The sequence below is a fragment of the Streptomyces sp. NPDC050806 genome, from assembly GCF_055586425.1.
This window is the reverse complement of the sequence record NZ_JBVJIF010000002.1, coordinates 504,706-523,439: the sequence shown is the minus strand read 5'-3', so window position 1 is coordinate 523,439 and position 18,734 is coordinate 504,706. Positions and strand designations below refer to the sequence as shown.

The following is an 18,734-nucleotide window of genomic DNA, read 5'->3' as shown; positions in this document are numbered from 1 at the left end:
TTCGGCCGGTAGGTCCGGGCACACCGCGCACCCGCGCAGATGCATCCCCGCACACCCGCATCACGCATCACGCATCCCCTCCAAAAAATCGAGGACGAAGATGTCTGCGAACCTGACCCGGAAGGTATACGACGAGCGCCTGCGGACCTTGTCCGAGGGCTCCGTCAACGTCAACTTCAACGCCTTCACCGACATCAAGTGGGACGACCCCGAGTTCGCCGTGGACACCAGCGACCCGCGCTGGGTGCTGACCTCGGCGGACGCCCTGGGCGCCCACCCCTGGTACCAGGAGCAGCCGCTCGACACGCAGATCCGGATCGGGATCTGGCGCTGGGCGGTCATCGCCAAGGTGGGCATGCAGTTCGAGAACCTGCTCATGCGCGGAGCGCTGGACTACATCTATCAACTGGGCAACCAGAACCAGGAGTTCAGGTACCTCACCCACGAGATAACCGAAGAGACCCACCACACCCAGATGTTCCAGGAGCTGGTCAACCGCACCGGCGTGAACACCGCGGGCGGCAAGCGCTGGTTCCGTCAGCTCAGCCGCGTGCTGCCACTGTTCGGCTCGCTCTACCCCGAGGCGTTCTTCACCGGCATCCTGGCCGGTGAGGAGCCCATCGACCACCTGCAGAAGGGGGCGCTGCGCAGCGGTGAGCCGGTGCACCCGCTCCCGCAGCGGATCATGCAGATCCACATCGCCGAAGAGGCCCGGCACATCTCCTTCGCCCACGAGTTCCTGCGGCTGCGCGTCCCGAACTACGGCAAGGCCCGCCGCGCCGCCCTGTCCGTCCTCTTCCCGGTGATCATGCGCGTGCTGTGCGACGTCATCATGATCCCCGACCGGAAGTCCGCCGCCGAGGTCGGCATCCCCGCCTGGGTGATCAAGGACGTCTTCTGGAAGTCCGAGGCCGGCCGGAAGATGCTCCGCAACCTCTTCTCCGACGTGCGGATGCTGGCCGAGGACATCGGCCTGATGAACAAGGCGTCCCGCCCGGTGTGGCGGGCCCTGCGCATCGACGGCCGCCCCGCGCGCTTCCGCGGCGAGCCCGCCGTGCACGCCGACTGAGCGCCCGCACGCCGCGCACCACCCTGCACCGAACACCCGAACGGAGACCAGCCCGCCGTGCCGTACGTCGTCACCCGATCCTGCTGCGCCGACGCCTCCTGCGTGCTGGCCTGCCCGGTCAACTGCATCCACCCCGCGCCGGGGGAGCCCGGCTTCGGGACCGCCGAGATGCTGTACGTCGATCCGCGCACCTGCGTGGACTGCGGCGCCTGCACGACCGCCTGCCCGGTGGACGCGCTCAAGCCGCACACGGCCCTCGGCGAGGCGGAGTTGCCTTTCCTCGAACTGAACGCCTCGTACTACAAGGAGAATCCGCACGACGATCGCGCGCCCATGTACGTGGTGCCCAAGCAACGCACGCTCCCGGCGGGTGGGTTGAGCGTCGCCGTCGTCGGCGCCGGTCCCGCCGGTCTGTTCGCGGCCGACGAGCTGCTGCGCCACCCCGGCGTACGCGTCACCGTCCACGACCGGCTCCCGACCCCGTACGGACTCGCGCGGGCCGGCGTCGCGCCGGACCACCAGGACACCAAGCAGGTCACCGAGCTGTTCCGGGCCATCGAGGCGCAGCCCGGTTTCCGTTACCGCCTGGGTGTCGAGGTGGGCACGGACCTCACCCACGCCGACCTGCTGCGCGAGCACCACGCGGTGATCTACGCGGTCGGCGCGGCGACCGACAAGCGCCTCGGCATCGAGGGCGAGGACCTGCCCGGCAGCGTCTCCGCGACGGACTTCGTCGCCTGGTACAACGGCCACCCCGACCGCGCGCACGACACGTACTCCCTCGACACCGAGCGCGCCGTCGTCATCGGCAACGGCAACGTGGCCCTCGACGTCGCCCGCATCCTGACCGCCGACCCCGAAGCCCTGGCCCGAACCGACATCTCCGACCGCGCGCTCGCCGCACTCCGCGCGAGCAAGGTCCGCGAGGTCGTCCTGCTCGGCCGTCGCGGCCCCGCGCAAGCGGCGTTCACGGTGCCCGAGCTCCTGGCGCTCTCCGCGCTGAAGGACGTGGACGTACGGGTGGAGGGCTGGCCCGAGGGCCTGGCCCCGGACGCCACCGAGAAGACCCGCCTGCTGTCCGACCTGGCGGCCCGTGAACCGGTGGCGGGCCGGCGCCGCATCGTGCTGCGCTTCCTGACCGGCCCGGTCCGCCTCACGGGCGAGGGCTCGGTCGACGCCCTGGAGATCACGCCCACGACGCTCCACACCGATGAGAGCGGCACGGTCCGCGCACGGCCCACGGGCGACACGGAGACCCTGGAGACCGGCCTGGTCCTCCGCTCGATCGGCTACCGGGCCCGTCCCGTGCCCGGCCTGCCCTTCGACGAGGCCGGCGCGACCGTCCCGCACGAGAACGGCCGGGTCGAGCCCGGTGTCTACGTCACCGGCTGGATCAAGCGCGGCCCGACCGGCTTCATCGGCACCAACAAGACCTGCGCCCACGAGACGGTCGAGTCCCTCCTGGACGACTTCGCGGACGGCCGCCTCAACCGGCCGGCCCCCGGCGCCGGCGTGGCAGTGGATGCGCTGGGCCTGGACGCCTGGCGCGCGATCGACCGCGCGGAGCGAGCTGCGGGCGAGGCGGAGGGCCGCCCGCGGGTGAAGCTCACGGACACGGAGTCCCTGCGCCGCGCGGCGAACGACGCGGCGGCGGTGTGCGGTTGATGCGGCGGTGTGCGGCCGGCGTAGGGGCCCGTGGGCCGAGCGGCCGGCTGCCGGGGTGAGCGGGTGCCCCGGCGCCGGGTGCTCAGTGCCGGCGGCTCGTCCCCCTGAGGCCGCACACATCAAGCCCCTTCCACATCCGACACCTTCTGCTGCGGGGACAGCTCGACCCCCAGGTCCCGCAGCGTCGCGTCCAGCACCGCCCACACCGAGCGGCACAGCATCGCCCGCAACTCGTCCTCGGACACTTCCCGTTGGGGATCGCGCACCCACTGGTTGACGGAGGTGTCCACGAACCCCACGATCCCGACCGCGACGGACCGGATCGGCGCGTCCTGCACCCCGAGCGCCTTCAGTACCTCCCCGAACCGCTCGCTCAGCATCAGCGCGATCGCCGTCTTGGTGTCGGCCACCAACGAACCGTCACCCATCGCGTGCTCGCCGACACCCATATAGGCGTACAGGCGCGGATGCTCGGCCACCCAGTCGAGGTGTGCGCCCACCACCCGCTGCACGGACTCCTCGATGGTGCCCTCGAAGCTGAGCGTGGGCTCCATCCGCCGCATGAACGACTGCACCACGCGCCGCCGGATCAGTTCGTCCAGCCCCGCACGGTCCTTGAAGTGCCGGTACAGCACCGACCGCGACAGCCCCACGCGCTCCGCGAGACGCTGCACCCGGAACGGCGCGCCCTCCTCCTCGATCAGCGCGACCGCCGCATCCACCAATTCGACCTGGCGCTGCGCCTTGTGCTCGTCCCAGCGGGTGGAGCGTCCGTCGATCTGCGGCTCACCGCCGGTTGTTTCAGCCATCACGCCAGGATATCGACCACATGCGCAGGTGAACGCACCCGGCGGCGGAGGGAGCGAGGTCGGCAGCCCACAGGGCATCAGGCCAGGTCGGCCCGCCTTTCAGGGCCGCTTCACGTCCGTGTGTATGGCCAGCTTGAACTGGGCGTGGGTGATCGGGACCGGTACCTTCGTGTCGCCGCTGCCGCGGGCCGAGATCTTCAGGCCCAGCGGGGTGCCCGGGTGCACGAAGATCTGCCACATGTAGGTCTTGTACTGGCCGCCGCCGGTCTTCCAGGTGTCGGTGGTGGCGGTGGAGTCGTAGCCGGTGCCGGTGTTCAGCGGGTCGCGGACGAAGCGGGCGCGGTACTCGTTCGGGCGGGAGTCGGCGGCCCAGAAGACCATCGCGGAGAGCACGCCCCAGCCCTCGTGGCTGGGCCAGATCAGCCCGGAGCGGGCATCGGGGAAGGCCGAGGCGGAGCCGCCGCCGTTGGCCGGGTCGTGCATGCGCCACGGGTCGTAGCTCTCGTCGGACTCGCCGTACGGGAACCGGACGAGGTGATAGCCGTCGCTGCCGTACGAGATCCGCTGGGTGCCGGCGCCGTGCCGGTTCGCGTCCCACAGCAGGGAACAGATGGTGACGGACACCTGGGCCTCCTTCGGGCGGCGCGCCACTCGGGAGCGGCGCGGGGCAGCGGGGGAGGGCGCTGCATACGTGCGTCGTCGGCAGGTCGGCGGCGCACGTGCCGAAACGCGCGCCGAGGGACGAACGTAAGGGGCGGCGCTCCGCCGGTCAATGGGCCCGTCCGCGGCGGGCGGCGGAGCGTCCGGGTCCGCTCTGTGCTGCGGTGATCCGCCCGGCCCGCGCCCGGCGCCGGGCGGTCAGCCCTCGTCCGGTGCCCGCCCGGAGACCGGGCGCGCGGCCCAGGCGGCGAGTGCGTCGAAGTCCTCGGGCAGCAGCCCCACTGCCGGGTCGACGCGGTACAGCAGCGCGGGTCCGGTGTGGTGGTGGGCCACCCAGCGCCGGTCCGGCCGGCCGATCTCGTCGTCCACCCAGATGAAGGGGCGGCCCGCCGCGCAGCGCACCAGGTGCCGGGTCTTCCAGTGCACGCCGGAGGGGTCCGCGTGGTGGCCGTCAGGCCAGTCGAGGTAGGGCAGCGGGGGCAGGCCGAGGACCGGCGCGATCCAGGTGTTGGCCGCGTCCTTCCAGGTGGTGGCCCACACCAGTTCGCAGCCGAGGGCGAGGAGGGCCGGGCCGTGCGCGGGGTTGAGCCGTACGAGCAGCGGATCGCGCGGCGGCTCCCAGCCCGGTGGCCGCATCCGGTGCGTGCCGTAACCGGTGGAGCGCCGGGTCACCGGCGCCAGCCAGGGGTTGAGCGGGCCGTCGACGTCGAGCAGGAGCAGCGGTCGCGAATCCGTCACGCCCCGATGGTCCCTTTCCCCGGTGCCCGCCGCCACCGGATCGGCCACAGGACACGGACGGTTCGGCTGTCCAGCGAACCGTTCGGCTGCCCAGTGGATCCCTCGACCGCCCAGCGGACCGTTCGGCTGTCCGCAGGAAGGTGGATGTCAGCTTCGGAGGGGATTCGGCACCGGACCGGTCCGATACGGGCTCAGCCGGTCGGTTGCGCTGCACACCCGGGCAGTTGCTGATCGGGGTCGCCGCGGGACGGACCGGTTCGCCTATCTTCTCTCCGGCAGTGACATGGGTGCGCTCCGGACGGCGGCGCGACGGAAGGCGACGGGTGATGGCCGGGGAGCAGCGACGCCACGGCACGTTGCCCGTACAGCGGATGCGCTCCGGAGACCACGCGTTCTGCCGGTACGCGGCACGGCCGGCGTGGGAGCTGGTGGCCGCCTACGTGTGGCGGGGCCTGGAGCGCGGCGAGCGGGTGATCGTCTGCCCCGCGCCGCAGACCGGGCCCGATGAAGCCCGTACGCGCCTGGAGGAGAACGGCCCCTCGCTGGACCTCGTGTGCGCACGGGGACAATTGGAGTTCTCCAGCATGCGCAGGCTGCTGCACCCCGCGCCCCGCTACACCACCGCCCGTCAGTGGCAGCGCATCCAGGAGGAGACGGAGAAGGCGCTGGCGCATCGCTACTCCGGGCTGCGCACCTTCAGCGACATGCACTGGATCGCCGACCTCGGCGCGGACCTGGAGGAGGTGCTGGCCGGCGAGGCGAACGCGGCGCATCTGTTCACCGCCCGCCCGTACAGCGAGGTCTGCGCGTACAACACCGCTGCCTTCGAGCCGGCGGTGCTCGACGCCGTGCGCGCGGCCCACCCGCACGACCTGCTGGAAGCGCCCGGCATGCTGCGGGCGCTGCACACGGCCGGTCGCGTCCGGCTCATCGGCGACGCCGACCTGGCGACCCGGGCCGACTGGCTGGCCTCGCTGCGCAAGGCGTTCACGGGCGGGCCGCCGGAAGGCCGTCTGGTGGTGGACCTGTCCCGGCTGTACTTCCTCAGCGTGGGCTGCGCCTCCGATCTGCTGAACCTGGCCACGGACGCCCGCCACAGGCGGATCGAGGTACGCCTGGACCGCCATCAGGCCGGCCTGCTCGTCCGGCTCGGCAGTCACTACCTCAAGCACGTCACCCTGATCGAGGACCGCGACTCCTGACGCCGCCGTCTCCCCCACCGGCCGGCGGCGGGCGGTGGGGACGGCGGGCGTTCAGCGCGCCCAGCGCAGCACCAACGGGTCGTGGCGGCGGGCCAGTTCGAGGAGGCTCTCGCGGGTCTCGGGCGGGACCGGGCCGAAGGGGGCGCGGGTGCGGTCGGAGCCGATGACGCCGCCCTCGGCGAGCAGGATCTTCTGGGCGCGCAGCCCGCACTGGCGGTTCTCGAAGTGGATCAGCGGCAGCAGCGCCTCCCAGTCCTCGACCGCGCCCTCGCGGTCGCCCGCGTGGTAGCGGCGCACGATCCGGCCGAGCCGGTCGGGGACCGTCGAGCTGGACATGGTGCCGACCGCGCCGGCGTCCAGGTCCGGTATGAGGGTCACCGCCTCCTCGCCGTCGAACGGGCCCTCCAGCTGGTCACCGACGGCGGCGATGAGGGTGCGGAGCTTGTCGGCGGCGCCGGGCGTCTCGATCTTGGCGTACCGCAGCTGCGGCACCTCCTTGATCAGGTGGACGAGGAGGCCGACGGGGAGCGGGGTGGTGGACATGGGGGCGTCCTGGACCATGAGCGGCAGGTCGGTGGCGGCGGCCACGGTGGTGAAGTAGTCGGTGAGGGCGGCTTCGGGGACCGCCATCGTGGCGCCGAAGAAGGGCGGCATGAGCATCACCATGTCGGCGCCCATCGCCTGCGCCTCCTTGCCGCGGCGGGCGGCGACGCGGGCGCTGTAGTGGCTGGTCGTCACGACCGTCGGGACGCGGCCCGCGGTGTGTTCGAGGACCGTGCGGCACACCTGGTCGCGCTCCTCGTCCGTCAGCGAGAACTGCTCGGAGTAGTTGGCGAGGATGCACAGCGCGTCGGCGCCGCCGTCGATGAGGTAGTCCACGACCCGGGCCAGTCCGGCGAGGTCCAGCTCCTCGTCGTCGTCGAAGACCGTCGGGACGACCGGGATCACACCACTCAGGGGCGTCGTCAGCATGGGAGCCTCTCTGCTCGCGTTCGGTATTTCGAACGCTGTCCGACCTGTTGAGCGGGAGCGTAAAGCCGCCCTCTGAGCGGCGTCAATGAGCGGGAGAGCGGGCACCCCTGAGGGCACGTCAAGCCGCGAGCGCCGACGGAGCGGGCGGGGAGGCGTCGTTGACACCCCTCGCCGCCGGTCCTAGCGTGCTCCGGATATCAATCACTGGCCGATATCTCGAACGGCTGACTGTCCGGTCCCCCGCTCCGTCCACGTATCGAGGTGCTCATGGTCCTGCCCGCCACCGCCCGCGCCCTCCGCCTCCGGCCCCAGGACGACGTCGCGATCGCGGTCGCCGACCTGCCGGCGGGCACCACGGTCGACGCGGACGGCCTCGCCGTACCGCTCCGGGGCGACGTCCCCCGCGGCCACAAGATCGCGCTGCGCGCCGTCCTCCGGGGCGCGCCGGTCCTGCGGTACGGGCAGATCATCGGCTTCGCGGCGGCGGACATCGCGCCGGGCGACCACGTCCATCTGCACAACCTGGAGTACCGGGAGTTCGAGCGCGCCTACGAGTTCTCCGTGGACGCCCGGCCCACGGAGCTGCTGCCGGCGGCCGAGCGGGCCACCTTCCAGGGGTACGTACGCGCCGACGGCTCGGTCGGCACCCGCAACTACCTGGGGATCCTCACCAGCGTCAACTGCTCGGCCACCGCCGCCAAGCAGATCGCCGCACGCCTCCGCCATTCCGGCGTCCTCGACGACTACGGCCACATCGACGGCGTCGTCGCCCTCACCCACGGGCAGGGCTGCGGGCTGGCGGCGGACGGCGAGGGCATCGAGGTGCTGCGGCGCGTGATGCGCGGCTACCTCACCCACCCCAATTTCGCCGGCTTCCTGCTCCTCGGGCTGGGCTGCGAGGACAACCAGGTCAAGGCGCTGACCGACGGGCTGCCGCTCCGCGCCGACCTGCCGGTCTTCGCGAGCACGATCCAGGAGCTGGGCGGGACGCGGAAGACCGTGGCGGCCGGTGTCGAGCGGCTGACCGACATGCTGCCGGCCGCCGACCGGGCCCGCCGGACGACCGTACCGGCGAGCGAGCTGATCCTCGGCACGAACTGCGGCGGCTCCTATTCCTACTCCGGCATCACCGCCAATCCGGCGCTCGGCGACGCGGTGGACCGGCTGGTCCGGCACGGCGGCACCGGGGTCGTCGGCGAGACCCCCGAGATCTACGGCACGGAGCAGCTGCTCGTGCGCCGCGCGGTCACCCGGGAGGTCGGCGAGAAGCTGCTGGAGCGGATCGCGTGGTGGCGCGAGTACACCGCGAGGAACGGCGGCTCGATGGACAACAACCCCTCCCCCGGCAACAAGGCGGGCGGCCTCACCACCATCCTGGAGAAGTCGCTCGGCGCCGTCGCCAAGGGCGGCACCACCGCGCTGGCCGACGTCGTCGACTACGCGGCGCCGGTCACCGGCAAGGGCTTCGTCTTCATGGACACCCCGGGCTACGACCCGGTCTCGGTGACCGGCATCGTGGCCGGCGGCGCCCAGGTCGTCTGCTTCACCACGGGGCGCGGCTCGGCCTTCGGCTGCGCTCCCGTACCGAGCCTGAAACTCGCCACGAATACCCCGCTGTACGCGCACATGACCGAGGACATGGACATCAATACGGGCACTGTCATCGACGGCACGGCCAGTGTCGAAGAAGTGGGGCGGGTCATTTTCGACCGGGTGCTGGCGGTCGCCTCCGGCGAACCCACCAAGAGCGAGTCGATGGAATACGGCGAGGAGGAGTTCGTGCCCTGGCACATCGGCACGGTCATGTGAGGTTTCCGGTAATGGCCCGGGAAATTACCGGCTCGGTAATCACCGGAATGCGTGGACGGAACCCCTGTATCACCATGTGAGACACGAGGGTGTCGCGTTGCGCTGACGTGGGGGGCTGTCCGACACTCCTCCGGCGGGGGCCACGTACGTTCGTTCCCGCGTCACTCAGAGAGTTCGGAAATACACCGTGAGTCTGCTACGAAAGAAGCCCCTCGAACGCGCAATGAAGGAGGCTCGCGGAGAAGGCGAACAACGCCTGCGCCGTGATCTTTCCGCGCTGGATCTCACCGTCCTCGGGGTAGGTGTCATTCTCGGCACCGGAATCTTCGTACTGACCGGCACGGTGGCCCGCGACATGGCGGGCCCGGCCGTCGCGCTCTCCTTCGTCGTCGCCGCGGCGGTCTGCGGCTGCGCGGCGCTGTGCTACGCCGAATTCGCGTCCTCGGTGCCGGTCGCCGGGTCCGCGTACTCCTACTCCTACACCTCGCTCGGCGAGCTGCCCGCCTGGATCATCGGCTGGGCCCTGAGCCTGGAGCTGATGCTGGCCACGTCGGTGGTCGCGGTCGGCTGGTCCGGCTATCTGAACTCGATGCTGCACGGCATCGGCCTGCATCTGCCGGCCGCCGTGAGCGGCGGCGACGGCTCCGTGCTGAACCTGCCGGCCGCCCTCCTCATCCTCGTGCTCACCGGCGTGCTCATCGCGGGCGGCAAGCTGTCCAAAGGCGTCACGAACGTGCTCGTCGCGGTCAAGCTGGCCATCGTGCTGCTGGTGATCATCGCGGGCGCGTTCCTCATCGACACCGCCAACTACCACCCCTTCATCCCCGACGCCCAGCCGACCGGCAAGGTCTCCGGGCTCCAGGCCCCGCTGCTGCAGGTGCTGACCGGCATCACCCCGACCGCGTTCGGCGTGTCCGGCATCCTCAGCGCCGCGGCGCTGGTGTTCTTCGCGTACATCGGCTTCGACATGGTCGCCACCACGGCCGAGGAGACCCGCAAGCCGCAGCGCGACCTGCCGATCGGCATCATCGCCTCGCTGGTCATCGTCACCGTGCTCTACGTCGCGGTGTGCCTGGTCGTCACCGGCATGCAGCACTACTCCGAGCTGTCGGTGCAGGCACCGCTCGCCGACGCCTTCACGGCGAAGGGGCACCCGGGCTTCGCCACCGTCATCAGCGTGGGCGCGGTGGTCGGCCTGACCGCCGTGAGCCTGATCTGCTTCCGCTCCCAGAGCCGGGTGGTCTTCGCGATGGCCCGCGACGGGCTGCTGCCGAAGGCGCTGTGCAAGGTGGACCCCGAGCACGGCACTCCGAAGATCAACCTCTGGGTGCTGGGTGTCCTCATGGCGTGCCTGGCCGCGTTCCTGAAGTTCGACCTGCTCGCCGAGATGGTCAACATCGGCACGCTCTTCGCCTTCGGCGCGGTCTCCGCGAGCGTGCTGATCCTCCGCCGGACCGCGCCCGACCTGCCCCGGGCCTTCCGTACGCCCTGGGTGCCGGTCATCCCGCTGGTCTCGCTCCTGTGCTGCCTGTACCTGATGCTCAACCTCCAGGTGTTCACCTGGATCGGCTTCCTGGTCTGGCTCGCGGTCGGCCTCGCGCTGTACTTCGGCTACGGCCGGCGCCACAGCCTGCTGGGGAAGCAGCAGGAAGCCCCGGCGGTGGAGACCGAAGCGGGCTGACGACGTGGTGCGCGACGGGTGACGTCGCCGACCGTGCGTCGGAACGGCCGGAAGGGGCGGCACCGGAATTCTCCGGTGCCGCCCCTTCCGGCTGTCCGTCCGCCTGCTCAGTGGCCCGAGATGACGTCCCCGAACATCGGGTCCTCCCCCGACTTCCCGATGCCGACGGACGACGCGCCGAAGCTCACAGCGCCGGTGGCCGTGACGCCTCCGGCGGAGCCGCGCAGGACCCACACCGCGCCGTCGTCGCTGTTCTCGCCGCCCGCGCCCACCGACAGCTCAGCGCGGCCGTCCTTGTTGTGGTCGGCGAGGTGGATGGCGTCGCCGAACATGTCCGACGACTCGTTGGCGCCCGGGACACCCGGGGTGCCCTGGTGGAAGGACTGGGCGCCGGCCCCCGTCAGACCGGCGGCGCCACCGTGCAGCACCCAGACGTTGCCGGCGTGGGACGCGGCGCCGATGGACTCGAAGACCGCGCCGACCGCGAGGTCCGGATAGCCGTCACCGTTGACATCGCCCGCGGCGAGCGTGCCGCCGAACGAGTCGTCGGACTCGTCCGCTCCCGGCACGCCCTCGGTCGCCTGGCTGAAGACGGCGCTGCGCGTGGTGTCGACGCCCGCCGCGCCGCCGTAGAACACGGTGGCGTACCCGCCCTCGGCCGTCTGGTCGAAGATGTCGAGGAAGTCGGTGCCGACGACCAGGTCGTCGTGGCCGTCGCGGTCGAAGTCCGCCACGGTGAGCGCGCCCGCGTACCCCGGGCCCGCCTCCGTCTGGAACGTGGGCCCGGTCGAACCGCCGCGGTAGACGAAGTTGCCCGTGGAGGACCCCACCACCACGTCGTCCGTCCCGTCGCCGTCGAAGTCGCCGCCGGCCAGCTGGACGGCGCCCCTCGGGTACCCGCCGGACGCGATCTGCGCGTCGAAGCGCAGCTTCCCGGCCGCGCCGCCGGACTTGGTGAAGCCGCCCTTGAAGATCCACACGTCCTTGCCGGTGGAACCGACCGCCAGATCGGCCTTCCCGTCACCGGTGAAGTCGCCGACCGCGAGCGACTGGCCGAACCGGTCGTGGCCCGTCGCGTTCGGGTCGCCGACCGTCGTGCCGCCCGACAGGCCGGACGAGCCGCCCCACAGGATCGTGACCGAACCGCCGTCCGCATCGCCGCCGACGTCCTCCAGCGGTGTCCCCACGACGAGATCGCCGTAGCCGTCGTTGTTGAGGTCGCCGTGCGCGAGTTCGGTGCCGAAGCGGTCGGAGGTCTCCGAGGCGCCCGGCACGCCGGAGGAACTCTGCGTCGTGGTCTTGTGGCGCGCGGCACCGATCCCGCTGGACGAGCCGTAGTTGACGACCACGGCACCCGCCTTGGCCTGCCCGTTCGCGACCGCACCCGGGGCGGCGGCCGCCAGATCGCGGTAGCCGTCACCGTTGAAGTCGTCGGCGAGGCCCGACGCGGCAGCACTGGCGCTGCCGGGCAGGGCGATGAGCAGTCCGCCGGCCAGGGCGGCGGCGACAGCGGTGGCGCCCAGGGCGGCGGGACGCCGGGAACGCTTGTGATGGGACCGGGACATGCTTTCCTCTCAGAACATCTGTATGAACTTGGAGTTGACCTCCGGTGAGCCTGAAGGGTTGTACGGGACGGGAGAGGTTCTGGTGGCCACGCGGTAACCTCCCGCCGAGGCCGCGGCACGGGCGCGGCACGGGGGAAGGGAGCACCGGTGACCACCGAAAGCGCCGGCAGTGTCGAACGGACCGGGCCGCCGACGCGCGGCGGGGAACGGGAGACGCTGCGCGCCTTCCTCGACTACCACCGCGCCACGCTCGCGATGAAGTGCGAGGGGCTGACCGACGAGGAGCTGCGCCGCCGCTCCGCTCCGCCGTCCACGCTCACCCTGCTCGGCCTGGTACGGCACATGGCAGAGGTCGAGCGCACCTGGTTCCGCCGGGTGATCGACGCCGAGGACGTCCCCCTCGTCTGGTCGGACGAGGGGGACTACCAGGTCGCGTACGACGCGACCACCGCCTCCCGCGAGGAGGCGTTCGCCGCCTGGCAGGCGGAGGTCGCGCACGCCCGCCGCATCGAGGCGGCGGCGCCCTCGCTCGACGTCACCGCCCACGCCGCCCGCTGGGGCGAGGACGTCTCACTCCGCCTCGTCATGCTGCACGTCACCCTTGAGTACGCCCGCCACAACGGCCACGCGGACTTCCTCCGCGAGGCCATCGACGGCAGGGTGGGGGTCTGAGGAGGAGGTATGGGAGAGACGGAAGAGGAGGGCGGTGCGTCGGGCGCGCACCTGCCCGCGGGGTACGGATACAGCCGTCCGCCCGGCCAGGGGTACGGGTACCCGCAGCCGCCCGGTAGAGGCATGGGGGACCTCGTCGCCACCGCCGCGCTGACCATGGCCGTGACGCCGTTCCTCCAGGCCATCGCCACACACTTCGGCAGCAAGCTGGCGGGGGCGGTCGACGACGGGACGCGAGCGGCCGTGCGACGGTTCCTGCGGCGCGAGTCCGGCCAACGGGCGAACGGCGCGCAACCCGAGTCGGCGCGGCCGATCAGCCTGCGCACCCAGCACGGCTGGCACGTGGTGATCCCGGTCGAGATTCCGGCCGAGGCGCTGGCTCAGCTCCAGGCCGTGGAGTTCGCCGTACCCCCGCAGCTCGCGCCCGAGCCCACCCCTTGCATCCAGTGGATCGGGAACGCGTGGCACGTGATGGGGGCGCACGACGGCGCCACGGTGCTGTGGCGATGGGACACCGCCGCGGGCCGCTGGACGCGCTAAGCCGCGTCCCGCTCCGCCGTGACCTGGCGTACCAGGTCCACCGCGCGGCCCAGGGTGGCCAGGCGGGTGGCCGGGGTGTCGCCCGCGGGGTAGAGGCGTACGGTGTCCACGCCCGCGGCCTGCCAGACGCGCAGCCGGTCGCGGACCCGCTCCTCGGTGCCGATGAGCGTGGTGCCGAGCACCATCTCGTCGGTGACCAGCCCGGCCGCGCCCTCCCGGTCGCCGGCCTGCCAGCGTTCCCGTACCGCGGCCGCGACCTCGGCCCAGCCCTGGCGGCTGTAGGCGGCGTTGTAGAAGTTGGTACGCGCCGAGCCCATGCCGCCCAGGCTGAAGGCCAGTTCCTTCTTCCGGCCGGCCACCATGGCGCGCAGCGCGTCCTCGTCCTCGGCGAACGCCACCTCCGCGCCCTGGCAGACGTCGAGTTCCGCACGCGTCCGGCCGGCGGCGGACAGCCCCGCGTCCAGGTGGTCGAAGTAGGCCGCCTTCGCCCCCTCGGGCACGAAGGACGTGCCCAGCCAGCCGTCGGCGATCTCGCCGGTCAGCCGGAGCGTCTTCGGCGAAAGGGTGGCCAGGTAGACGGGGATGTCGTGCTCGGCGCGCATCGACAGGCGCATCGGCCGGCCCTCGCCGCCCGGCAGCGGGACGGTGAACTCCCGCCCCGAGTAGTCGATCTTCTCGCCGGACACCGCCTGCCGCACGATCTCGACGGTCTCCCGCATCCGGGTCAGCGGCCGGGCGAACGGCACACCGTGCAGCCCCTCGATCACCTGCGGCCCGGACGGGCCGAGGCCGAGCAGAAAGCGGCCCTCGGACAGCTGCGAGAGGGTGATCGCGGCGCGTGCGATGGCCACCGGAGTGCGGGTCGCCAGCTGGATGACGCCGGAGCCGAGCAGGATGCGGTCGGTGCGCGCGGCGAGGTATCCGAGCGCGGACGGTGCCTCGGCGCCCCAGGCCTCGGCCACCCAGCAGATGTCCAGGCCCAGCCGCTCGGCCTCGGTCACGTACGCCACCAGCTCCGGCCAGGGGGCTGCGGACGCCTCGATGGTCGTCGCGGTACGCATCAGACACTCGCCGTCCCGGAAGCGGCGCCCGCACCCTCGGCCCGTTCCTTGAGCGCGCCGAGGGTGGCGGTGATGTTCCGCTCGAACTCCCGCAGCCGGACGTGGACGATCTTCTGCTCCTTCTCCGGCATCCGCTCGATGGCCTGCGAGAGGCCGGACCGACCGGGCCCCAGCCGGACCCACTGCCGCAGCCGGGTGCCGCCGTCCTCGGGGGTGAGGCTGAACCGCCAGGTCGCGGAGGGGTGTTCGGGATCCTCCACGGACCAGGCGAAGGCCCGCGGCGGAACGCACTCCACGACGTAGGAGGTGGTCCGCCACTCCCCCAGCGCCTCGTGCGCGCTGCTGCCGGTGAAGCGGGCGCCGAGGGCCGGGCCGGTCGCGCCGTCCAGCCACTGCGCCGCCTGCAGTTCGCCGCTCAGCTCGGGCATCAGCTCGACGTCGGACACCAGGTCCCAGACCCGCTCGGGCGGCGCCCCGATCCAGGTGTCCGCCTCGACCGTCGGCCCGTCCGCGTACCGTGCGCCCGTCCACTCCATGCCCGTCCGGCCTCCTCATCTCCCTGTGGCAACGTTCTGACCACCAAAGTTGTGTAGATGAACTCACCTGTCAAGGGTCGGCGACGGCGAGCGCGGCCGACGGCGGCGCCCGCTGCGCGGCGGGGCTCAGCGCGCGAACCGCTCCCGTACGTCCGGGCGTTCGGCCAGCTTCGCCGGATAGCCGGGTCCCATCCGGGCGTGGGTGTTCTCCGCCGTCATCGGCTCGCCGCAGTCGGCGCAGACCACCTCGGCATGGCTCTCGTGCCCGCACGGGTCGTGCCGGAAGACGACCGGCGGCCCCTGCTCGCCGGCCAGCCAGCGGTCGCCCCAGCGGTTCATGGCCAGCAGGACGGTGAAGAAGTCGCGGCCCTTCTCGGTGAGGACGTAGTCGTACCGCACCGGCTCGGTCTGGTACGGCCGCTTCTCCAGCAGCCCTTCGTCCACCAGCCGGCGCAGCCGGTCCGTCAGGGTGTTGCGGGCGATGCCCAGCGCCTCCTGGAGCGCGTCGAACCGGTGGATTCCGTAGAACGCCTCGCGCAGCACCAGCGGCGTCCACCAGTCGCCCAGCAGGTCCATCGTGCGGGCGATCGAGCAGGGCCAGTGGGCAAAGGAAGTGCGCCTCATGGCCGTCAGGATACGGAAGGTCCGGCTGCCAGGTCTTGTGACGAGACCCAGCAGGCCGGAGCCGCTACGCCCGCTTGCCGCGCGCGAGGAGGCCGACGACGGAGAGCGCGCCCCAGCCCACGGAGACGGCGACGGCCTTCCGCCGCGTGGCCGGGTCCGGGAGCGTGGCGCCGAGCAGGACCGCGTCCCCGAAGTCGGCGGCGATCCGGACCAGAGCGGCCGTCCGCAGCGCGGGCCCCTCGGGAGCGAGGGCCAGCGCGACACCGCTCGCCGCGTCGCGCCAGGCGAGCGGCCGCAGGGAGATCCGGGTCGCCTCCGCCACCCGGCCGTCCGCGCCCGCCAGCCCCGAAGGGCGGGCGAGCAGATCGGGCACGGCCGTCACGGCCACGCCGTACAGCGCCGTCGCCGCGCCCACCGCTCGTAGCAACCCCACCCGCATGTCCCCGCCTCGCCGTCCGTCGCCGTCCGCCACCGTCCGTGGCTCCGGCCATTGTCACGGTACGGGCGCCGGAAGCGCGGCCGGACACGGCGACCGACGCATACCATTCGGTATCTGTCTAGTACACCTTTCCCTGTCGCAAGGGTGGACGCCGCTGATCAGCGCGGCCTAGCGTGGTCCCGCCCCGAAGAGCCCGGAGGAGCCGAGTGAGCGACGTGAGCGGGACGCCCGAGACCCAGGTACGCACCACCACTCCCGCGCCGGGCGTGCTGCAGATCGCGCTGGACGGCCCGGCCCGCCGCAACGCGCTGGGCAACGGCGCGATCCGGGGCCTGGAGGACGCGGTGCGGGAGGCCGAGGACGACGCGGTACGGGCCGTCGTCCTCACCGGCACCGGCGGGCACTTCTGCGCGGGCGCCGACCTCAAGGCACCCCGGATGCCGGGCCGCGGCGTCGCGGGACCGGCCAAGCGGCTGGGGCTGCTGCAGGGCACGGTGGACCGGCTGCACCGGCTGCCGAAGCCGGTGCTCGCGGCGGTGGAGGGCGCGGCGGTCGGCATCGGCTGGTCGTACGCGCTGGCCTGCGACATGACCGTGGCCGGCGAGAGCTCCTTCTTCGCCTCGCCGTTCGTGGAACGCGGACTGGTACCGGACGGCGGCTGCGCGTGGTTCCTGGCCCAGGCGGTCGGCACCCGGCGCGCCGCGGAGCTGACGATGCTGGGCGAACGGCTGCCGGCCGCCAGGGCGGAGGCGATGGGGCTGGTCAACCGGGTGGTGCCGGACGGCAGCGCGCTGAAGGAGGCGCTGGAACTGTCGGTACGGCTGGCCGCCGGGGCGCCCGACGCGCTGATGCTCACCAAGCGGATGCTGACCGCGGCCGGCAACTCGCCCTCGCTGCGCGACTACCTGGACCAGGAGTGGCTCGCGGCGGCCCTGGACCTCACCGGGCCGGACCCGGTCGAGGGCGTCGCCGCCTTCCGCGAGCGCCGCGCGCCGGACTTCGGCACCCACCACTGAGAGCCGGGGCCCCGCCTACGCCGTCCCGTCCGTGAACCGGGCCCGCAGCTCGCGCTTGAGGACCTTGTGGCTGGGGCCGAGCGGGTAGGCGTCGACGAACTCGACGCGGCGCGGGTACTTGTACTTGGCCAGCCGCTCCCTGGACCAGTCGATGATCTCCTGGGCGGTGGGCGCCGGGTCCGCGTGCCTGTCGCGGATGACGACGGCGCAGACCTCCTCGCCGTGCGTGGCGTGCGGCAGGCCGATCACCGCGGCCTCCGCGATGCCCGGGTGGCGCAGCAACTGCTCCTCCACCTCGCGCGGATAGACGTTGAACCCGCCACGGATGATCAGGTCCTTCTTGCGGTCGACGATGCGGAGGAACCCGTCGGCGTCCTTCGTACCGAGGTCCCCGGTGCGGAACCACCCTCCCCCGCCGGCTACGCACCCACCCACCAGCGCCGCCGCGGTCTCCTCTGGCCGCCCGAGGTAGCCCGCGAAGACGTTGTGGCCGCGGACGACGACCTCGCCCAGCTCGCCCGCGGGCAGCAGCTCGATGCGGTCGGCCGGTTCGGGCGCGGCGATCTCCACGTCCACGCCCCAGATCGCGTGGCCCACGGTGCCCGCGCGGGTGCCGAAGGCCGGCTGGTTGACGGCCGCGGTCGGCGAGGTCTCGGAGAGCCCGTACCCCTCGTACACCTCGGTGTCGAAGACCTCGGTGAACCTCTCCAGCACCGGCACCGGGAGTGAGGCGCCGCCCGAGACGCACCGCCGCAGCCGGGGCAGTTCGGCCGCCTCGCCCGCGGCCTCCAGGAGCCGTACGTACATGGTCGGCACGCCCTGGAAGGTGTTGACGCCCTCCCGCACCATCAGTTCCAGGGCCGCGGCGGCGTCGAAGCGCGGCTGGAGGACGAGCGTGGCGCCGCGCCGCCAGGAGGAGTTCATGCTCGCCGTCTGTCCGAAGGTGTGGTACAGCGGCAGCGCCCCGAGGGTGATGTCGTCCGGCTGCACCTCGTGGGAGTCGAACGCGTTGGTGGTGGCGTTCATGACCAGGCTGAGGTGGGTGAGGACGGCGCCCTTGGGGACGCCGGTGGTGCCGCTGGTGTAGAAGACCACGGCCGGGTCCTCGGCCTCGCGGGTCGCGTAGGTGACCAGCGGCTCCACGGTCTCCGCCAGGTCCTCCAGCCGGCCGTCGGCGCCCGGCACCCGGACCTCGGGGCCGATCGTGACCATGCGCGCGCCCGTGGCGGCCGCGGCCTCGCCGCCGGTCGCCGCCTGGCCGGCGTGGCAGAGCAGCAGCTTCGCGCCGCTGTCGCGGAGCACGTGTGCCACCTCGCCCGGCGAGAGCAGCAGGTGGACGGGGACCACGACCGCGCCGGCGGCGAGGATCGCGTAGTAGGCGCGCGGGAATTCGGCGGTGTTCGGCGCCATCAGGGCGACCTTGTCGCCGGGCCGCACGCCGAGCGCGCCGAGCCCCGCGGCCTGGGTCCTGGCCTGCCGCCACAGCTCCGCGAAGGTCAGCCGCCGCTCGCCCTCGACGAGCGCGAGGTGGTCGGGGCGGCGGCGGGCGGCCTCGGCGAGGATCGTGGCCAGGGACAGGGTGGTCATGTGCGGATGCTCCTGTTCGCCGTGTACGACGCTGTGTACGACGCCACCGCTACCCGTAAACTAGCGGTGCAAGTTTTTCGCACCCTACT

General features: G+C 72.3%; 18 protein-coding genes. 8 read left to right on the top strand and 10 right to left on the bottom strand.

Going from position 1 to position 18,734, the window contains the following annotated elements:
- Positions 1 to 100: 100 nt before the first annotated feature.
- Positions 101 to 1,069 (top strand): AurF N-oxygenase family protein, encoded by a 969-nt coding sequence (locus ACZ6WH_RS07825; RefSeq protein WP_432851633.1) that lies wholly within the window; start codon positions 101 to 103, stop codon positions 1,067 to 1,069.
- A 57-nt stretch (positions 1,070 to 1,126) separates the two neighbouring features.
- A complete protein-coding gene (locus ACZ6WH_RS07820) occupies positions 1,127 to 2,734 on the top strand; it encodes an FAD-dependent oxidoreductase (RefSeq protein WP_469726789.1) in 1,608 nt (535 codons plus the stop codon).
- A 119-nt stretch (positions 2,735 to 2,853) separates the two neighbouring features.
- On the opposite strand, the gene ACZ6WH_RS07815 is transcribed toward ACZ6WH_RS07820, so the two are convergent.
- From ACZ6WH_RS07815 to ACZ6WH_RS07805, 3 genes are all read right to left on the bottom strand, one after another.
- Complete coding sequence (locus tag ACZ6WH_RS07815) at positions 2,854 to 3,543, bottom strand: TetR/AcrR family transcriptional regulator (protein WP_432851637.1); 690 nt, start codon at positions 3,541 to 3,543, stop codon at positions 2,854 to 2,856.
- A 99-nt stretch (positions 3,544 to 3,642) separates the two neighbouring features.
- On the bottom strand, positions 3,643 to 4,167 hold the full coding sequence (locus tag ACZ6WH_RS07810; protein WP_432851639.1) for a hypothetical protein: 525 nt from the start codon (positions 4,165 to 4,167) through the stop codon (positions 3,643 to 3,645).
- A gap of 234 nt (positions 4,168 to 4,401) precedes the next feature.
- Positions 4,402 to 4,941, bottom strand: coding sequence for an HAD domain-containing protein (locus ACZ6WH_RS07805; protein WP_469726787.1), 540 nt, complete (start codon positions 4,939 to 4,941; stop codon positions 4,402 to 4,404).
- A 326-nt stretch (positions 4,942 to 5,267) separates the two neighbouring features.
- On the opposite strand from ACZ6WH_RS07805, the gene ACZ6WH_RS07800 reads away from it, so the two are divergent.
- On the top strand, positions 5,268 to 6,143 hold the full coding sequence (locus ACZ6WH_RS07800; protein WP_469726786.1) for an MEDS domain-containing protein: 876 nt from the start codon (positions 5,268 to 5,270) through the stop codon (positions 6,141 to 6,143).
- A 51-nt stretch (positions 6,144 to 6,194) separates the two neighbouring features.
- Here ACZ6WH_RS07800 and ACZ6WH_RS07795 read toward each other — a convergent pair whose 3' ends face one another.
- Complete coding sequence (locus ACZ6WH_RS07795; RefSeq protein WP_469726785.1) at positions 6,195 to 7,115, bottom strand: dihydrodipicolinate synthase family protein; 921 nt, start codon at positions 7,113 to 7,115, stop codon at positions 6,195 to 6,197.
- A 267-nt stretch (positions 7,116 to 7,382) separates the two neighbouring features.
- On the opposite strand from ACZ6WH_RS07795, the gene ACZ6WH_RS07790 reads away from it, so the two are divergent.
- On the top strand, positions 7,383 to 8,924 hold the full coding sequence (locus tag ACZ6WH_RS07790) for a UxaA family hydrolase (RefSeq protein ID WP_469726783.1): 1,542 nt from the start codon (positions 7,383 to 7,385) through the stop codon (positions 8,922 to 8,924).
- A gap of 223 nt (positions 8,925 to 9,147) precedes the next feature.
- Positions 9,148 to 10,605 (top strand): amino acid permease, encoded by a 1,458-nt coding sequence (locus tag ACZ6WH_RS07785; protein ID WP_469726782.1) that lies wholly within the window; start codon positions 9,148 to 9,150, stop codon positions 10,603 to 10,605.
- Positions 10,606 to 10,712: 107 nt separating this feature from the next.
- Here ACZ6WH_RS07785 and ACZ6WH_RS07780 read toward each other — a convergent pair whose 3' ends face one another.
- Positions 10,713 to 12,170 (bottom strand): FG-GAP-like repeat-containing protein, encoded by a 1,458-nt coding sequence (locus ACZ6WH_RS07780; RefSeq protein ID WP_469726780.1) that lies wholly within the window; start codon positions 12,168 to 12,170, stop codon positions 10,713 to 10,715.
- A 147-nt stretch (positions 12,171 to 12,317) separates the two neighbouring features.
- On the opposite strand from ACZ6WH_RS07780, the gene ACZ6WH_RS07775 reads away from it, so the two are divergent.
- Both ACZ6WH_RS07775 and ACZ6WH_RS07770 read left to right on the top strand, forming a co-directional pair.
- Positions 12,318 to 12,842: a DinB family protein gene (locus ACZ6WH_RS07775; RefSeq protein WP_469726779.1), complete on the top strand. Its 525-nt coding sequence runs from the start codon at positions 12,318 to 12,320 to the stop codon at positions 12,840 to 12,842.
- Between the two features lie 9 nt (positions 12,843 to 12,851).
- On the top strand, positions 12,852 to 13,382 hold the full coding sequence (locus tag ACZ6WH_RS07770) for a hypothetical protein (RefSeq protein ID WP_469726777.1): 531 nt from the start codon (positions 12,852 to 12,854) through the stop codon (positions 13,380 to 13,382).
- Here the strand turns inward: ACZ6WH_RS07770 and ACZ6WH_RS07765 are convergent.
- The 4 genes from ACZ6WH_RS07765 to ACZ6WH_RS07750 all read right to left on the bottom strand — a co-directional run bounded on the left by ACZ6WH_RS07765 (position 13,379) and on the right by ACZ6WH_RS07750 (position 16,042).
- Positions 13,379 to 14,443, bottom strand: a complete 1,065-nt coding sequence (locus tag ACZ6WH_RS07765) for an LLM class flavin-dependent oxidoreductase (protein ID WP_469726776.1) — start codon at positions 14,441 to 14,443, stop codon at positions 13,379 to 13,381. The two genes, ACZ6WH_RS07770 and ACZ6WH_RS07765, sit on opposite strands and share 4 nt — an antisense overlap.
- Positions 14,443 to 14,979, bottom strand: a complete 537-nt coding sequence (locus tag ACZ6WH_RS07760) for an SRPBCC family protein (RefSeq protein ID WP_469726774.1) — start codon at positions 14,977 to 14,979, stop codon at positions 14,443 to 14,445. The genes ACZ6WH_RS07765 and ACZ6WH_RS07760 overlap by 1 nt, the downstream gene beginning before the upstream one ends.
- Before the next feature lie 126 nt (positions 14,980 to 15,105).
- Entirely contained in the window at positions 15,106 to 15,603 is a 498-nt protein-coding gene (locus ACZ6WH_RS07755) for a winged helix-turn-helix transcriptional regulator (RefSeq protein WP_399705463.1), read from the bottom strand.
- A gap of 64 nt (positions 15,604 to 15,667) precedes the next feature.
- Positions 15,668 to 16,042, bottom strand: a complete 375-nt coding sequence (locus ACZ6WH_RS07750; protein ID WP_469726772.1) for a hypothetical protein — start codon at positions 16,040 to 16,042, stop codon at positions 15,668 to 15,670.
- 206 nt (positions 16,043 to 16,248) lie between these two features.
- On the opposite strand from ACZ6WH_RS07750, the gene ACZ6WH_RS07745 reads away from it, so the two are divergent.
- Positions 16,249 to 17,058: an enoyl-CoA hydratase/isomerase family protein gene (locus ACZ6WH_RS07745; protein WP_469726771.1), complete on the top strand. Its 810-nt coding sequence runs from the start codon at positions 16,249 to 16,251 to the stop codon at positions 17,056 to 17,058.
- 15 nt (positions 17,059 to 17,073) lie between these two features.
- Here the strand turns inward: ACZ6WH_RS07745 and ACZ6WH_RS07740 are convergent, their stop codons facing one another.
- On the bottom strand, positions 17,074 to 18,645 hold the full coding sequence (locus ACZ6WH_RS07740; RefSeq protein ID WP_469726769.1) for a long-chain-fatty-acid--CoA ligase: 1,572 nt from the start codon (positions 18,643 to 18,645) through the stop codon (positions 17,074 to 17,076).
- Positions 18,646 to 18,734 lie beyond the last annotated feature (89 nt).

Excerpts from the sequence above, each read along its gene's own strand:
- ACZ6WH_RS07815 (WP_432851637.1), bottom strand. The coding sequence starts at position 3,543 with ATGGCTGAAACAACCGGCGGTGAGCCGCAGATCGACGGACGCTCCACC.
- ACZ6WH_RS07750 (WP_469726772.1), bottom strand. The coding sequence starts at position 16,042 with ATGCGGGTGGGGTTGCTACGAGCGGTGGGCGCGGCGACGGCGCTGTAC.
- ACZ6WH_RS07780 (WP_469726780.1), bottom strand. The coding sequence starts at position 12,170 with ATGTCCCGGTCCCATCACAAGCGTTCCCGGCGTCCCGCCGCCCTGGGC.
- ACZ6WH_RS07825 (WP_432851633.1), top strand. The coding sequence starts at position 101 with ATGTCTGCGAACCTGACCCGGAAGGTATACGACGAGCGCCTGCGGACC.
- ACZ6WH_RS07800 (WP_469726786.1), top strand. The coding sequence starts at position 5,268 with ATGGCCGGGGAGCAGCGACGCCACGGCACGTTGCCCGTACAGCGGATG.
- ACZ6WH_RS07760 (WP_469726774.1), bottom strand. The coding sequence starts at position 14,979 with ATGGAGTGGACGGGCGCACGGTACGCGGACGGGCCGACGGTCGAGGCG.
- ACZ6WH_RS07755 (WP_399705463.1), bottom strand. The coding sequence starts at position 15,603 with ATGAGGCGCACTTCCTTTGCCCACTGGCCCTGCTCGATCGCCCGCACG.
- ACZ6WH_RS07790 (WP_469726783.1), top strand. The coding sequence starts at position 7,383 with ATGGTCCTGCCCGCCACCGCCCGCGCCCTCCGCCTCCGGCCCCAGGAC.
- ACZ6WH_RS07795 (WP_469726785.1), bottom strand. The coding sequence starts at position 7,115 with ATGCTGACGACGCCCCTGAGTGGTGTGATCCCGGTCGTCCCGACGGTC.
- ACZ6WH_RS07770 (WP_469726777.1), top strand. The coding sequence starts at position 12,852 with ATGGGAGAGACGGAAGAGGAGGGCGGTGCGTCGGGCGCGCACCTGCCC.
- ACZ6WH_RS07785 (WP_469726782.1), top strand. The coding sequence starts at position 9,148 with ATGAAGGAGGCTCGCGGAGAAGGCGAACAACGCCTGCGCCGTGATCTT.
- ACZ6WH_RS07765 (WP_469726776.1), bottom strand. The coding sequence starts at position 14,443 with ATGCGTACCGCGACGACCATCGAGGCGTCCGCAGCCCCCTGGCCGGAG.
- ACZ6WH_RS07740 (WP_469726769.1), bottom strand. The coding sequence starts at position 18,645 with ATGACCACCCTGTCCCTGGCCACGATCCTCGCCGAGGCCGCCCGCCGC.